We start from the raw sequence: 15,198 nt of genomic DNA, 5'->3' as shown, positions 1-15,198 counted from the left end.
AATGCATTATCGACCACCTCTTTCACTTCGCTCATTGAAGCTAAAAATTAAGCAAAAACGTTATAAATCAACTACAGTTAAGCAAAAGTTTGCTTGGTATGGTCAGCATGAAACGATTGTTATTGTTGTTGTGTTTTTGCAGCCCCTTGTTTGCTGCTCAGTCACCTCCCTCTGAATTGCGAATTTATCACGATGCCGATTATTCAACGCTAAGCGCGTCAGCCCATGCTATGCGAATGGGTTTTCTGACGGCATTAGATGAAGTGAATAATCAAGTGAACCAAGTGGCAATAGAGTTTGTGATCCGCGATCACCGTGGCAACAGCAACCGCAGCTACTTAAATCTGAAGCAATTTTTAGACGACCCAACCGCATTGGCAGTGCTTGGGGGAGTGCACTCCCCTCCTTATATTAAATACCGCGACTTTATTAATGGAAATAACATTCTGCTGTTAGTCCCTTGGGCCGCTGGGGGATCCATTACGCGTTATCCCAGTGTCGATAACTGGGTATTTCGATTATCACTAGACGATACCCAAGTGGGTAAAGTACTGATTGATTACGCTCTCAATAATAATTGTCAGCATCCACACTTGTTATTGGAGCAAACGGCGTGGGGAGAGTCTAATTTTAAAACCCTTAATCATGCTTACAGTGAGCAAATGCCCAATAATATTTTGCCAATAAGCTGGTTTAACTGGTCAATTAAAGGCAGTCAAGCCGGTCAAATCGTCAACAGTATCAGCAATGGCCCGGCGCAATGCGTTATTTTTGTCGGCAATGCCATTGAAGGCGCTGAAATTGTTAAAGCCATGGCTGCACTGCCAGAAGACAAGCGTTTACCTATTATTAGCCATTGGGGGGTTACCGCAGGAAATTTACACCAACAAGTTGGTGAGTTGTTGCGCAATAAGGTGTCTTTGGCGGTAGTACAAAGTTGTTTTTCATTTCAAAGCGCTCCTTTATCTGAGCACGCAAAGGCGGTGTTTACTCGTGCCAAGCAGCTGTTTCCTGAGCGATTTGCCATTAATAACTTTATTGTCGCTGAGCCTGGGTTTGTGCATGGATACGACCTTGGCAAACTATTCATTAACGCATTGCAGCAGGTCGATTTACAAAAAGCGATGAAAGAGATCCGCCAAGCGTTGAAAAACAAACTTGAGCAACTCGATACGCCGATAATAGGGTTAATTAAAACCTATCAAACTCCGTTTACTCGCTGGTCACCAGAGCAGCAGTCTGCGCACGAGGCACTGGCGGCAAGCGACTTGTGTATGGGGCGTTTTCGAGCCGATGGCAGTATGGCATTGTCTCCTAGCTTTGAGGGGCGGCCTTGAAAAAAAATACGTTTTTATCCAGTAGCCGCGCCTTTTACAGCTTTTTACTCTTGGCGTTGATAGCCTCGTTAACTTTAAGTGCCATATTCGTGGGTATGCGCGCCACTAGCTCTGCTGAGCGCCTGATAAGCGAAACCCATGCAGGTCAAGCTCAATTAGTGGCAAATAACCTGTCGCAGTTTTTAGTTAACCACAAACAAGTGTTAGTGGATTTGGCTAAGCACCCAACGGTTGTCAATGGCGTCATGGGTACTGAAATGTCAACGGCCAAATTGCAAGACTTCTTAGCAAACGTCAAGTTGATTGGTAAAGAGGAGCCATTGCTGGTGATCAATGTGCTGGGCGATGTGGTGTTCAGTAGCTTCGAGAACGAGACTATCTTGCTAAACCAACCTACTTGGCTTAATAAAATCATAGCTGAGGAAATTCCCTATGCCATTGATTTACAAAACAGTGAAATGGCCCAAAACTTTATTTTAGCTGTACCCATTTATTATAATGGCTTTGCCGAAGGGGTACTAATCTCTCGCTTTTCTACTACGCTTATGAGCCTTTTAAGCCTAGCTGCTGATGATACAGAACAAGCTGTAACTATAGCAAACCGTTGGTTTTCTTACTCCAGTGTCAGCAATCCGCAGCAGTTTCAAGTTGTGACCACAAAGAGGATTGCAGATTTGGGACTGACGCTGGAGTATCAGGTCCACAAACAACTTCTGGACGACAAAGTGGCTTCATTTGTGTGGAGTTTGATTGGCGCAATTTGCATTGGTTTGCTGTTATCGTTTGCAGTGCTGTACCTGTTTGGCCGGCAATTATTATTGAACCCGTTTAAAAAACTACAACTTTCTCAAGCCCAGTTACAACAAAGTGAAGAGCGGTTCAAATTGGCGATGTATGGCAGTGATGATGGCTTGTGGGATTGGGATTTGCAGCAGGGTACGGTGTTTTACTCCGACCGTTTCAAGTCCTTGTTGGGCTTTGAACAGCAAAATCAACAGGCGTTTTCTCCTCACATTAATAGTTTACTTGAGCGAGTCCACCCCGAGGACATGGCGGCGTTGCAGCGCACTCTAGATTACCACATGAGCGAAGATGAACCCTTTGGTGTTGAATGCCGAATAAAAACATGGCAAAGCGGTTATCGGTATTATTGGCTTAAAGGAGCGGCTGCGTTATCCGCAGGCAGGGCCAGTCGCATTGTGGGCTCATTGTCAGATATTACTGAGCAAAAACTGCGGCAAGAAGCTTTAGTAAAGTCGATCGAACAAAGTGACTTATTAGGGCAAGCGATTGAGTGTGCCAACGTTGGGATCACCATTGCGGATGCGCAAAAACCGGACTTGCCGATGATTTTTGTTAACAATACCTTTAAAAAAATAACAGGATATGGCAATGAAATGCTTGGCCTCAATTGCCGTTTTTTACAAGGAGAAGAAACCGACCAAGCAGCAGTGGAAAAAATCCGTGCAGCCGTTCAAGAGTGTAAAACGGTAAAAGTAGAGCTGCTTAATTATAAGCGCTCAGGCGAACCATTCTGGAACAGCTTACAAGTGTCCCCTGTGTTCGATAAAAATAACCAGATTAAAGCGTATGTTGGGATCCAACAAGATATTACCGCGGCCATTGCTGCGCGAGATGAGTTACAAGAGGCCAAGCTGCAGGCTGAGCAAGCGTTGAAAGTAAAAAGTGAATTTCTCACTGCCATGAGCCACGAGATCAGAACGCCAATGAATGGCGTAATAGGGATGTTGCATTTACTTCAAGATGAAGCCTTAACCACACATCAACAGCATCGGGTTGGCTTGGCAATGAGCAGCGCAAATTCGTTACTAAGTTTGATCAACGACATTTTAGATTTTTCTAAAATTGAGGCTGGTAAACTGCGGCTCGAGGCATTGGATTTTAATCTTCGTGATTTACTCGAAGAAGTCACGGAGTCATTTGCGTTGGCTGCACAAGAGAAAAAGTTAGAATTGATACTGGATTGCACGGCACTGCAAGAGCCGATGGTCGTGGGTGATCCTAGCCGTATTCGTCAAGTGGTAACGAATTTATTAGGTAATGCGGTTAAATTTACCCAACAAGGTGAGATTGTAGTGCGTGCGTGGACTTCTCGCGTCGGCGACAAGGTGCAGTTGCATTGTAGCGTGTCAGAAACCGGGATTGGCATTCCCAGCGATAAGCTAGATATGTTATTCAGGCGCTTTACCCAGGTTGATGCGTCAACTACACGGCAATATGGTGGTACAGGCCTTGGCTTGGCCATTGTAAGGCAGCTGTGTGAATTGATGTCGGGGTCCATTCATGTCGACAGTGAGCTGGGTAAAGGCAGTGAATTTCAGTTTCACATCCAATTAGAGCGCAGCCACAATGAGCTTGGCACTGTAGCCCATGATACGCTCTGCGGGATAGACATTCTGATTGTCGATAATAACCAAACCAGTTTGTCTAGCTTGCAAGCGCAACTAAGCCAATGGGGGGCCAACGTCACTATGGCTGCCACAGGCCGTGAAGCGTTATTTATGTGCGAACAGCGATATGAACAATCGCAACCGTTATATCATATGGCTTTAATCAACATGGCATTGCCTAAAATGACGGGTGAAGAGCTTGGTAAACAGCTTAAGCAAGACCCACGTTTTGCCGCCATGAAATTGATCCTAATGACGGCGATGGGGGCCAGAGGCGATGGTAATTACTATGCCAAATTGGGCTTTTCAGGTTATTTCTCCAAGCCGGTTACCAGCAAAGATTTATTGGATGGTTTAGCGGTGTTAGCTGAAGACGGTGCCATATTAAAACAAGCCAAACCCCTGATCACCAGCCACTACTTAAAGCTAGTGAGGCACTCTGACGAACGCCAAGAATCCCTCCCAGATGCCCGAATTTTACTCGTAGAAGACAATAAAGTGAATCAAGTGGTTGCACAAAGTATGCTGAAAAAAATGGGCTTAGAGCAATTGCACATTGTCGAGAACGGCCAGCAAGCATTAGAGTGCTTGCAACAGCAGCAAGCTCCAGCCTTTCAATTAGTGTTGATGGACTGCCAGATGCCACAAATGGATGGCTATGAAATCACTCGGTGCATACGCGCTGGAAAGGCAGGAAGCGCTTATGTACAGGTTCCTATTATTGCCATGACCGCCAATGCCATGGCTGGAGATAAAGAAAAGTGTCTTGCGGCAGGCATGGACGACTATTTAGCTAAGCCGCTAAACGCCGGGCAATTACGTGAAAAGCTGGCTACTTGGTTGCAGCAGGTCACTGACAAGCAAAAGGATATTGAAGTAGACTAAGTACGCAAAACTTACCAGTTTGGCATTGGTAGCGGATTGTGTTAAATTAACTGTATATTTAAACAGTGTATTGATTGTTTTGAAAAAACAACTGCCGGTAAAGTATTACCTCGAACACTTCAATGAATTGATCCGCTACATTGATCAAGTGTGCCAGCCTTTGTTGCAGCCATCGCAGCGTGAATTGTTGCAGCGCTATGGCCAATTACCAGAGCCTGAGCTGTGTTTATTGGTGCGCTTTTATTCCCGTAAAACGGCATTCTTAGATGTTAGCTCGCTCAGCTATTCAGAGCTAGCAGAGATTCCAGCGTTAGCAGGGCGGCTTGAAGAAAAGGGCCTATTAACACCTGCCAAACCCAGTAATATTGATTTGCTGCTAAATTGTTTGAGCAAAACACAGTTAGTTGAATTAAGCACTGCTTTTCAGCTGCAAGAACGCCCCAATTTATCGGCTAAAAAGGCTGCATGGGTTGCTGCCATGACAAAAGAGCTACAAGCAGGGCAATGGCAGCCTGAACTATTACCCGGCAGATATTATTGCGCCACTCATCAAAGCGACTTTGATTATTTCTTATTTCTTTTCTTTGGCAAACTGGGCGGGAGCTTATCGCAATTTTCTATGCGCGATTTAGGATTACTCGCGACCCGTGACGACAGTCAAAGTATAAACGCTCACTTTGAAGAGTATGACGAAGCTCAGAGTGCCTACCATTATGCTGCTCGGGTCGAGGGGCTGAAACAAATTAGTGCAGCACAGCTGGCTCCTTGGCAAGGCGAGTTATTAAAAGGTGACTTCCCCGAGGTTGTGGGGCACTATGCTCAGTCACTGTTTGCTGATTACAGTTATAAACTGGCTAAACTCAGCAAAGACGAGCCCGAGCACTACGAGGCTTTATTAGCGTTAAGCCCGCACCCCAAAGCACGGGAAGCATTAATTCGTCATCGCTATAGCGCAGGGCAACATCAATGGGTACAAAAGCAGCTCGAAGACATTCTAGATGGCCCCGATGATGAATCCTTGATGCTATTTGCCAGCGATTTTTATCAACGAAAGTTTCATAAAAAGCGCACTTCACTGTTAACCGACATGTTACGGGCAAGCCGGCCAGCATTGGTTATCGATGAAGCCTTTAAAGGCCATACTGAGCAAGGGGTGGTGGATTATTATCGCCGTCAAGGTGATGTGGCTGTTCATGGCGAAAACGCGTTGTGGTTGAGCTTATTTGGCCTAACTTTTTGGCATGAGTTATATATTAACCCTAAAAGCACGGTGGCGAATGCGTTTTCCCGCAGCCCCAAAGTGTTAAAAGAAGGAAGGTTTTACAGCTTATTAGCGTCGGAAATAGAGGCTCGACTGGAGCAGGTAAACACCAAACAAGCGTGGCAAAAGTGGCTAATTCGTCAAGTCACTCAATACTACCAGCAGCCCAACCGGCTATTTACATGGCACGAAGACATTTTAGCGCCATTAACGCTGCTTATTGAGCATGGCGATATAGCCCAGCTTCATGGGGTGATGCGGCTTATTTGCCAGCATTTTGAGCAGTTGCGCTCGGGGTTTCCCGATCTGATGATCATAGACAAGCACGGCAAGCTGCGCTTTGAAGAAATCAAAGCACAAGGAGATAGCCTGAGTCGTAATCAAGTGATTACCTTATCTAAACTCAGCGATGTTGGCCTCGATGTTCGGGTGCAAGCGGTGCAGTGGAATGTTGCTGCGGATCAACCGTATGTGATTGTTGATATTGAGACTACAGGAGGGAACAAAGACTATGATCGCATCACTGAAATTGCCATGATAAAAGTACAAAATGGTCAGGTTGTCGATAGCTGGACGTCATTGGTTAACCCTGAGCGCAATATCCCTCAGCGTATTCAAAATTTGACTGGTATAAATAACGCTATGGTGGCCTCTGCCCCAATTATTACTGAACTATTAGAAGCGATAGCGGCATTTACTCAAGACGCCATCTTTGTGGCGCATAATGTCAATTTTGACTATGGCTTTATCCGTCAAGCCTTTGCTCGGCATCAACATGCTTTTAGCCGCGCGAAGTTATGCACCGTGCAGCTGGCGCGTAAGCATTTGCCTGGTCTACCATCCTACTCTCTAGGAAAATTGTGCCAGCAGCTTGGCATCGAGTTGACACAACATCACCGTGCCATGGCCGATGCGAGTGCCACAGCAGAGCTCTTTTTACAAATTAATGGAATAAGACAGGCACAGTAGTTATGTCAGCAGTGCGTTTGGTTCAGAATCAGTCGGGACTGTTTTGGGGGTTAAGTGTTTGGCTTGGTATCGTGTGCCTGAGTAAACTGCCTTGGCCACCGTTATACACAGCCGTTGGGTTGTTAATACTTAATTTACTGACCTTTGCTGTTATGTGGTGGGACAAGCGTAAGGCAACCATGGCCGCCGATAGAGTGTCAGAGCTTAGGTTACTTATTCTTGCTTTGCTGGGGCTAAATATTATCACGCCAGTGGCCATGTACTTGTTACGACACAAAACGCAAAAACCCAGCTTTAATTATAAACTGTTTATGGTGTTGCTATTGCAAACCTTGCTCTCTGGTAGCTTATTTTTATTGTTATTCTTTTAAACCTGGTACTTTTCAGTATTGAGTAATTGTTCTAATGTTATGACATAGCGGCTTTTATTAACCGCCAACCTGCTTTGGCAAACAGATAAACAACAATAACAAGAGAGAAACAATGAAAAGTTTAACCACGCAACTGAGCCAATATGCGCGCTATCATCGCAGCAAACGAAATATTTTAACGCATTTTTTTGGTATCCCTTTAATTGTCATTGCGGTGATGGGGCTTACGTTTGTGCCCATTACCGCCATCAATCAGGTGGCAATTACCTTAACCATGGTGTTAGCTGCGCTGTTATGCAGTTATTATCTGGTGTTATCGCTGCCTCTGGGAATAATGATGACCGCAGTGCTACTGGTTTTCTATGCCGTGGTAGCACAAAGTAATGCATACTTTGAGGCTCAGGGCTACTGGAGCTGGGCGATTTGGCTGGGTGTGTTTGTGCTCGGTTGGGTATTGCAGTTTATTGGCCATTATTTCGAAGGTAAAAAGCCCGCGTTTGTCGACGATATTGTCGGCTTAGCCATTGGGCCGTTATTTGTGTTGGTGGAGTTGTTATTTTTATTGGGGTTCATGTCGCAGCTAGAGCAGCAAATTATTAACCAAGCCGGAGAGTATCGGGCTTAACTGCAACTAATTGTGGGCAGCTGTGTGAGCTGCCCAGTTGTTATGGCTACAGCGTCATGCGGGTTTCTAGTTTTGCGCCCTTGATTATAGTGATGTCTTGACAATTTAACCGCAGCCGACCACAACGTGTTTCTAACAAAAACTCCGCTTCTGGATAAGTATCTCCACAGCTGTCAATAAACTGCTTTCTGGCGCGATGAACCATGATGTTCATATGATTTGCCTGTACACCTAATGATTTTGCTAAATCATCTCGGTACACCCAGCCCTGAACATCGCTTTCGTGACCCGCGTCTTTGTCTTGAATTCGAGTTCTGGCGAGTAACAATAAGAGGTAATGATGACTGCGAGTGCCTAAATCCATTTCTTGATCGTCTACGCGCAAGCTGAGTTGTGTTTCTTCTTCGTCTTGACTGACGTTAAACTCCAGAGCCATAGGCTTGGCGGCTTTTTGGCATTCTAAATGTTTGGTCACGGCAATGCTGTTAGCGGAAAAGAACATCCATTGATCGTTCATTAAACTGATAATACTGCCGTCAATTAGCGCTTGTCTGTCTGCGCTATTGAGGTCTTCTAAAAACCAATAATTAAGCAGTTTCTCATAGTAAATAATATGTTCCGGTTGCTCTTCGTTAGGCAGGAGTAATTGATCTACTACTTCAATGACCTTTTGCCCGTTGGTTTGCGACACTAAGTACTGACACTCGGTTTTTAAGTTGGCAGCCACATATGAATTTTGTCCAGGCGCGGCAAAGTCGATTTTATCGTTTTCAAACAATTGGTAAGGCATGTTTTTGTCGAGCTTTTTGTCGTTCACCCAAACGCCATTGGTGCTGACGTCGCGAATAAACCATTTGCCGTCGTTTAACTCGATAATGGCATGGTGGCGCGAAACACCTGGCTTATCTATTAAGGTATCTACGCTGTATTTGTATCTACCTACGGTGTGATAACTTTTTAAATAAACGCGTTCGAGCTTTTGCTCGTCAATTAAATAAGCCATAGCCTGTCCCATGTAACTCAGTAAAATGCCAGCTTACCCGTCAGCCATAACGGTGGCATCGTTAATATTAGGTTTTACTGCAAGCTTTGCTTGCAAACTCAGCAATAAAGACTCACTAGGTGAGTCTAGTTGAGGGAAAAATCTGCCGGCACCAAGGTGCCGACAATACTTGTATCAGAGTTCTCTAATTTTAGTTTGACGCAGAAGTCTTTTACAAGCCTGGCATGACACCAGTTAATTTGAAGAGGAGCACTCTATCAAACTAACGTTATAGTAATATTTTTATGTCACCTTGGCTATTACAACGCATTACAGTTCAATTTTCCAAAGCACCTACTAACTCCTTGACATTGAAGAACTTTTTATAGAGTGCAAGGTCGAGTAGGGCGCTTGGGAGGCGATAGTAAAAGGCATCTGTACTGCCATTACGTTTAAGCCAACGGCAATTGCGCCATGTTTCTGGCTCCGCATGAAACAAAAACATGGCATTACTGCTAAAGGGTATGCTCCTTTAAGTAATCAAGTGCTCCACGCACAGCAGCCACTTGTCCTTCAATACAAGACTCTGGGGTGGCATTATCGCCATCAGGGTAGACTTCTGTGGTGGTCACATACGGCGCTTCGGTCATGCCCATACATAACCCCAGAGCCGTGCCATCGTAGTTAATGACACCGAATTGCTCGATGTCGACGCCGATGAGCTGTTGGTTGTCATCCGCAGGAGCAATTGGGTTTACCTTGGCGACTTCGTTAATAATGGCTTGCTGAAATTCTGGTTGTGGCTTTTGGCTGTGCCCAACGAGATAGAAGCCATCGGGAATATTCCAGTTGTGGTTCTCTTTACCATCGCGAGCCGCAAGGGCCGGACGAAACTCCTCATTATCACTGTTGGTCGTTTCGTGCAAATCCACATGACACAACACCTGGGGTGCTTTTTGTTGGACAAATGCCATCGCCAAAGCCGACTCTGGAGCGGGACTGTTTGCATAAAACGAGCGATTAGGATCAATGGCCTCTGGATTCCAACGATTGATGGTTTCGTATCCCCACGGGCTTAGGCATGGCAAAATAATGAAATTAAACTCAGGGTATTTCTGTGCCTCATGCTTAGCAAAGGCCAATGCGCCATGAACGCCACTGGTCTCATAGCCATGCACACCGCCGGTCACTAGCACACAAGGTTTTTCTGGCTGCCATTGCTTTGAGGTTAGCGCATATAAAGGATAGCAATCCTGCGGATAGTCTAGCTCGCCGTATTGGTTGAGCTCAAACTGCTCACTGAGCGCTGTTATTTCTGTTGCTACTTGCTCGAAATAGCTGCGCTTTACGGTTTGTGTTGCAAACCATTGCTGTTTTTCTTCTGCATTCCATGGCACACCGGGTGTGCCAATCGGATACTGTCTTTGCATAGTTACCTCTCTACATTTTTCTCAATGGTAGAGTCTTGGTTATGGCAACGCAACTTAATACGCTGGGCTGATACCTTCAGTAGCCCAGTAATTTTAGCCGTTCGAGTTGACTGGGGCGTAGCTTAAATGACCAAAATCGTATATTTCTCTCTTTCAAGCTTACTTCTGTGTAGTTAAAACAGTATATTTGCTTTGCGCTAATGGCGCGGATCTGCTCGGCTGGGAGATAGCATTGTTGGCCAAATAGATTGCGGTAGGCCACACCTTGGCTACAGATACGAAATTGCCTGCGGCCAAATATAAAAGTGCCCAGTGCAATCAACACATAACCAAGGATCGCTAGAGCAATAAGCTGCTGCAGCTTAGATATACCTTGAGCTGAATCTGGGTATAGCCAAGACTCACTCAACAATAAACAAAACGCGGTGAGACTCAACATCACATAAAATGAAAAGTTCAATCCTAGTTTTAACTCTTTCACTGTACTTCCTATCATTCATCATAATCGAACGCTGGGTAAGGTATGGCAACAAAATGAAGCAATTGTGGAGCAGCAAATAAAGTCGATTAAAACCCTTATAATGTATGGTAAATCCACTCGTTTCTGGCTAAAAAGGATGACTTTTAATGCTATAAAATCATGCTTTTCATCAATAAGCGCGTTAATAGCAATAAAGTTGCAACTTTTTAATATGACAAATCGTACAACTTAGAATATGGTTAAAGCTTGAGCGATTTTCAGTCATCGGATTAGTTACAGCAGCCGTGAGGGTTAAGGAAATGAAATTTGAACAACTATTAAATCACTTCGACACTGGCATGTGCGTCGATCAAATGCAAAAAGAAGCCTTATTAGATATTGCACTGCTATTTATTGGCGTAGATGGAGTGATCAGCGGGTCAGAAAAGCAAGTCGTTCATGACTGGGCTGAAGGTTTACATTGGAATTTGGCAATTGCACTGCATGATTACATTGAAGACAGCCTGGCTAAGTCAGTGGTCGCGATTTCGCAAAACGATATTGAGGCTTATGTGCAACACCGCATGAACAACATTGTTGATGAGCCAATGCGCAAGCTGGCAAAAGATTTAGCGGTGCGAGTAATTGAAGCCGATGGCAATGTAGAAAAAGCAGAAAAAGACGCCTTGGCTATTTTAGAAGCCGAGATGTGATTTGGGTGGGCTCACTTTGCACTTATCGGAGTGAGTCTGCCTTTTGTGATGCTGATTAATAAACACTCTCTGCATTAACCACTTCACCATACCCGCCTAGATACTTTTATGATTTTTCCCTTGCAATCAGTAAAATGTTAAACCCTATTACAGTTTAAATCAGTTATGCTTGGTCTTTGCAATAAAAGGTTATTTTTAAGTGTAACAGGTACAATCATTACTGTGTAAATTAAGGATAAGCAAAAATGAAATCTCTAGGGTTATTATTGAGTCTTTTATTGCCAATTGCAGTGGTTGCTGAACCGAGTTTCATTACCATAAAGGGTTATAAAGTCGAGTACGAAATAGCGGGTAAGGGCAAACAGACTGTGTTTTTGGAGGCTGGTGGTTCGGCAGGATTATCTGATTGGGATCCCATTTTTAATCGTTTGGCGCAATTCTCCCGAGTGGTCCGCTATTCTCGAATTGGCAATGGCGGCTCCGAACAATTAAGCAAAAATTACAGCTCTGAAGAATATGCTGAAGAGGCGCGTTTAGTGCTGGACGCACTGAATATTAAAAAGCCTGTGGTGTATGTGGCTCATTCGTATGGTGCCTACATCGCTCGGCGGTTCGCAGCTACTTACCCAGAATGGCTGTCTGGGTTAATGCTCATTGAGCCGGCATCAGAGCATGATGTGGATATTATGCGAAGCATTGATCTGGCCAAAGCTGAAAAGCAAATCGCCCAAGTGAAATTAGATGACCTTAAAAATGGTATGTCTAACCAATATTTAGACTTTTGGTCTAAACGGCCATTACCTGACTACCCTGAGATAGGGGATATTCCTGTCACTGTTATTGCCTCAGTGAAAAAGTATAACAATAAAGAAGTGCTGTTTTTTACTGATAAAGCCAGAGAAATGTGGGGAGAATTGCATACACAGTGGGCACTGGCATTCCCGCAAGGTAAAGCCGTATTAACAGACAAAAGCTACCATTTCCCACAACAAGATGAGCCTGAGATGGTGGTTCAAGAGGTGCGTGATTTATTGGATAGGATTGCGGTTGAGTAAATGTGCTTTTCAATGGTTGCCAGGTTTGCACGAGAGTGAGCTATTAAACCTGGCAAAAAATTGATTAAGAAAACTGTTGAATTAAGCGGGTTTGATTTTCAATTTGCTTGAGCAATTCTTGGCATAATTCAAATGACTTTTCACCGTGCTCGGTGCCTTTTTCAGATAAGGTGGTGACGCTTTCGACATTGACACTGATCTGTTTTACCACACAGGTTTGCTGTTCAATGGCTGCTGCCACACTGCGGTTCAAGTCGGCTAAGTGCATAACATGGCTTTGAATGGTTTCCAAACTGCTGCCATTATTCTTGGCCAAGTCAACGCTGCGATTAGATAAATTGTTACTTTTGCTAACGGATTCAACTGCGGAGTTGGATATCTCGCCAAGTTCTTGCAATAACTGGGCAATTTCCTCGGTTGAGCTTTGGGTGCGCTGTGCTAAAGAGCGTACTTCATCGGCAACCACTGAAAAGCCACGGCCATGGTCTCCCGCCCGAGCGGCTTCGATAGCGGCATTGAGGGCTAATAGATTGGTTTGATCGGCAATGGAGTTAATAACACTGAGAATATTTTGGATCCTATCGTTGCCGGTGACTAAGCGGTCGACCGCGTTGTTAACCTCTTGTAGGTGTGAATCTAAAGTGTGGATAGACTCAATCACCTCATTAACTGCGCCACGCCCCAAGCCGGCTTGCTGCTCGGAGTTGTTGGCTGCGTCTGCTGCATGGTTGACGTTTTCAGAGAGTTCATCAATGGTTTGAGAAAACTCCTCCATGCAGGTAACCATCTCTTTGGCTTCATCACTTTGTTGTTTCAGTAGTTCAGACACATAACGGCCACTTTCTGTGGTCTTTTTGGCATTATCACTGACCTGCAACGAAACGTCATTCACCCGGCCAACCACGGCGGCAATCTTGGCTTTTTGCATCTCAAAGGCCAAGCTAATATCGGCAATTTTATCGCGGCTGCCACCATACAAATAAGCCATGAGGTCATTTTCATAAATATCAGAGGCTGTTTTTAGCACACGCTTGTAGTCTCGCCGAAACTTAATCATTAGCGCCGTTACAGCGAGCATGGCAAGCAAAGGCAATAGCACAAACCATGTCGATGCAATGAAAGGGGAAATTGCTAGCGTGGCAATGGCGAAACATAATAATTGCACTATCCAGCGCGTGGTGTCGTAACGCTTTGGTGGCTTTTTATGATCCAACGTTTGATATAACTGCTGTGCTTTGTTGACGACTTCAGCTTTGGGTTTTGTGCGTACTGACTGATATTCGGTTACCCGACCCTTTTCGTCTTTGATTGGCGTAGCAAAGGCATTAACCCAATAATAATCACCATTTTTGGCGCGGTTTTTTACTGGGCCCATCCAAGATTGCCCACTTTTTAAAGTTTGCCACATATCGGCGAAGGCGGCCTTTGGCATATCTGGGTGCCTAACTAAGTTATGCGGCTGCCCCAGCATTTCATCTAAGTCATAGCCTGCAATTTGGCAAAATGCTTGGTTCGCATAGGTAATGCGACTGTCTAAACTGGTGGTGGAAAGCAAAACGCTTTGTTCCGTTAACTTAATTTCCTTACCTGTTGTTTTTGACATATTTTTATCTCAGGAGCTGAATACGCTGCAAATATAAATCTAATACTTTTTTGGTAGAAGTGTTTTTATGCTAAATGTGGCATCCATTTAACATTTCTATGATCTCAATCAGTCTGTTGCTAAGAGAGAGATTACACTTTTTTATAATTTGTTATAAATCAACAATTAAAAAGGGGATATGTGTTACCTAAGGATGATGGCGTAATCCTTGCTGTTTATTTATGGAAAACTGCTGTGCGGTGCGAAGAGGTCATGACATTGTGTAAATTCTTCACAGTGACTGCACGCATGAGTAATTATTTACCAAATTGCGATAAAGGAGGCGGCAATGACAACAGCAACGTTATATCGAATGCACACTGATGAGCATATTTGTCCTTTTGGTTTAAGAGCAAAGCACTTATTGGAAAACAGTGATTATGACTTGGATGACAATAAGCTCACTAGCCGCAGCGAAACAGATAAGTTCAAAGCGCTACACAATGTTGAAACCACACCGCAGATATTTATTGGTGATGAGCGTATTGGCGGCTATGAGGAGCTCCGTGAGTACTTAGGAAAGCCAAGTCACGCAGCCAAACGCAATACTTACTGGCCGGTGTTATCAATCTTTTTAGTATCGCTCTTGCTGGCTGTAGCCACCCAGCTTGCAGCCTTTTCATGGCCGGCTTTGGCGGTGCACTTTATTGGCTTTGCCATGGTGCTGCTGGCGGTGCAAAAAATTCGTGATGTTCACAGCTTTAGTAATTCCTTTATTACATACGATTTATTGGCTATGCGGCAATTACGTTACGCTTACGTATATCCTTATGTTGAGCTGTACGCAGGGCTTGGCATGTTGGCTGCCTTACCGGCACTTTATTACGCGCCATTGGCCATTTTTATTGGTTTAATTGGTGGTGTTTCGGTATTTAAAGCCGTTTATATCGACAAGCGAGAGTTAAAATGTGCCTGTGTTGGTGGTGACAGCGATGTGCCATTAGGCTTTATTTCATTAACAGAGAACGTGGTAATGTTTGCTGCTGGTGTTTGGATGCTGCTTTCATAACACAATAAAAAAGTAGCCGCGCAAGCGGCTACTTGAGAAATAGCAATT

At 44.5% G+C, this 15,198-nt stretch carries 12 protein-coding genes; 8 read left to right on the top strand and 4 right to left on the bottom strand.

Annotation, left to right across the window (positions count from 1 at the left end):
• The first annotated feature begins 107 nt into the window (after positions 1-107).
• From R3P39_RS00780 to R3P39_RS00760, 5 genes are all read left to right on the top strand, one after another.
• Positions 108-1,337 (top strand): ABC transporter substrate-binding protein, encoded by a 1,230-nt coding sequence (locus tag R3P39_RS00780; RefSeq protein ID WP_336565108.1) that lies wholly within the window; start codon positions 108-110, stop codon positions 1,335-1,337.
• Positions 1,334-4,633 (top strand): response regulator, encoded by a 3,300-nt coding sequence (locus R3P39_RS00775; protein ID WP_336565107.1) that lies wholly within the window; start codon positions 1,334-1,336, stop codon positions 4,631-4,633. Before R3P39_RS00780 ends, R3P39_RS00775 begins: the two co-directional genes overlap by 4 nt.
• A 79-nt stretch (positions 4,634-4,712) precedes the next feature.
• Positions 4,713-6,863: an exonuclease domain-containing protein gene (locus R3P39_RS00770; RefSeq protein WP_336565106.1), complete on the top strand. Its 2,151-nt coding sequence runs from the start codon at positions 4,713-4,715 to the stop codon at positions 6,861-6,863.
• Positions 6,864-6,865: 2 nt separating this feature from the next.
• Positions 6,866-7,234, top strand: a complete 369-nt coding sequence (locus R3P39_RS00765; RefSeq protein WP_336565105.1) for a DUF1294 domain-containing protein — start codon at positions 6,866-6,868, stop codon at positions 7,232-7,234.
• Positions 7,235-7,346: 112 nt separating this feature from the next.
• On the top strand, positions 7,347-7,859 hold the full coding sequence (locus tag R3P39_RS00760) for an Mpo1 family 2-hydroxy fatty acid dioxygenase (protein WP_336565104.1): 513 nt from the start codon (positions 7,347-7,349) through the stop codon (positions 7,857-7,859).
• 46 nt (positions 7,860-7,905) lie between these two features.
• On the opposite strand, the gene R3P39_RS00755 is transcribed toward R3P39_RS00760, so the two are convergent.
• The 3 genes from R3P39_RS00755 to R3P39_RS00745 form a co-directional block, all read right to left on the bottom strand.
• On the bottom strand, positions 7,906-8,862 hold the full coding sequence (locus R3P39_RS00755) for an FHA domain-containing protein (protein ID WP_336565103.1): 957 nt from the start codon (positions 8,860-8,862) through the stop codon (positions 7,906-7,908).
• Between the two features lie 494 nt (positions 8,863-9,356).
• A complete protein-coding gene (locus tag R3P39_RS00750; RefSeq protein WP_336565102.1) occupies positions 9,357-10,271 on the bottom strand; it encodes a M14 family metallopeptidase in 915 nt (304 codons plus the stop codon).
• Between the two features lie 76 nt (positions 10,272-10,347).
• Complete coding sequence (locus R3P39_RS00745; RefSeq protein ID WP_336565101.1) at positions 10,348-10,752, bottom strand: hypothetical protein; 405 nt, start codon at positions 10,750-10,752, stop codon at positions 10,348-10,350.
• A 299-nt stretch (positions 10,753-11,051) separates the two neighbouring features.
• Between R3P39_RS00745 and R3P39_RS00740 the strand changes: the two genes are divergently transcribed.
• Complete coding sequence (locus R3P39_RS00740; RefSeq protein ID WP_336565100.1) at positions 11,052-11,444, top strand: hypothetical protein; 393 nt, start codon at positions 11,052-11,054, stop codon at positions 11,442-11,444.
• Between the two features lie 245 nt (positions 11,445-11,689).
• Complete coding sequence (locus R3P39_RS00735; RefSeq protein ID WP_336565099.1) at positions 11,690-12,499, top strand: alpha/beta fold hydrolase; 810 nt, start codon at positions 11,690-11,692, stop codon at positions 12,497-12,499.
• A gap of 64 nt (positions 12,500-12,563) precedes the next feature.
• On the opposite strand, the gene R3P39_RS00730 is transcribed toward R3P39_RS00735, so the two are convergent.
• Complete coding sequence (locus R3P39_RS00730; protein ID WP_336565098.1) at positions 12,564-14,102, bottom strand: methyl-accepting chemotaxis protein; 1,539 nt, start codon at positions 14,100-14,102, stop codon at positions 12,564-12,566.
• A 328-nt stretch (positions 14,103-14,430) separates the two neighbouring features.
• Between R3P39_RS00730 and R3P39_RS00725 the strand changes: the two genes are divergently transcribed.
• Complete coding sequence (locus tag R3P39_RS00725; RefSeq protein WP_336565097.1) at positions 14,431-15,150, top strand: MauE/DoxX family redox-associated membrane protein; 720 nt, start codon at positions 14,431-14,433, stop codon at positions 15,148-15,150.
• Positions 15,151-15,198: the final 48 nt, after the last annotated feature.

It is taken from the genome of Pseudoalteromonas sp. UG3-2 (assembly GCF_037120705.1).
Taxonomy (GTDB): Bacteria; Pseudomonadota; Gammaproteobacteria; order Enterobacterales; family Alteromonadaceae; genus Pseudoalteromonas.
The sequence above is the reverse complement of the archived record's forward strand: the minus strand, read 5'-3'. Positions and strand labels throughout refer to the sequence as shown.

What these genes read in the sequence shown, in the direction of transcription:
- R3P39_RS00780 (WP_336565108.1), top strand. Translation starts at nt 108, where the DNA reads ATGAAACGATTGTTATTGTTGTTGTGTTTTTGCAGCCCCTTGTTTGCT.
- R3P39_RS00765 (WP_336565105.1), top strand. Translation starts at nt 6,866, where the DNA reads ATGTCAGCAGTGCGTTTGGTTCAGAATCAGTCGGGACTGTTTTGGGGG.
- R3P39_RS00760 (WP_336565104.1), top strand. Translation starts at nt 7,347, where the DNA reads ATGAAAAGTTTAACCACGCAACTGAGCCAATATGCGCGCTATCATCGC.
- R3P39_RS00755 (WP_336565103.1), bottom strand. Translation starts at nt 8,862, where the DNA reads ATGGCTTATTTAATTGACGAGCAAAAGCTCGAACGCGTTTATTTAAAA.
- R3P39_RS00750 (WP_336565102.1), bottom strand. Translation starts at nt 10,271, where the DNA reads ATGCAAAGACAGTATCCGATTGGCACACCCGGTGTGCCATGGAATGCA.
- R3P39_RS00740 (WP_336565100.1), top strand. Translation starts at nt 11,052, where the DNA reads ATGAAATTTGAACAACTATTAAATCACTTCGACACTGGCATGTGCGTC.
- R3P39_RS00735 (WP_336565099.1), top strand. Translation starts at nt 11,690, where the DNA reads ATGAAATCTCTAGGGTTATTATTGAGTCTTTTATTGCCAATTGCAGTG.
- R3P39_RS00730 (WP_336565098.1), bottom strand. Translation starts at nt 14,102, where the DNA reads ATGTCAAAAACAACAGGTAAGGAAATTAAGTTAACGGAACAAAGCGTT.
- R3P39_RS00725 (WP_336565097.1), top strand. Translation starts at nt 14,431, where the DNA reads ATGACAACAGCAACGTTATATCGAATGCACACTGATGAGCATATTTGT.